Source organism: Psychrobacter sp. 16-MNA-CIBAN-0192 (assembly GCF_040309565.1).
Classification (GTDB): Bacteria; Pseudomonadota; Gammaproteobacteria; order Pseudomonadales; family Moraxellaceae; genus Psychrobacter.
On the sequence record NZ_JBEOOX010000655.1, the window covers coordinates 1 to 241 of the forward strand.

Here is a 241-nt window from a genome sequence, read left to right on the forward strand (position 1 = left end):
ACCACCGAGCCATCAACCAACATACCAATCGCAACCGCAAGACCACCCAACGACATTAAATTAGCCGACATACCATAGTAAGACATGATCAATAACGCCAAACCGATCGACACCGGGATCGACAACAATACCAACAATGTCGCCCGTATATTGACCAGAAATAACGCCAAAATAATCACGATAAATCCAAAGGCCATCAATAGCGCTTCAACCACAGTCGTGACCGCTTTATCGACTAAAT

General features: G+C 44.8%; 1 protein-coding gene. It reads right to left on the reverse strand.

Translation table 11 applies throughout. From position 1 onward, the window contains the following. Positions 1-241: efflux RND transporter permease subunit (locus AAEY78_RS14745; RefSeq protein WP_352340220.1), on the reverse strand; the 241-nt coding region annotated here is incomplete at both ends.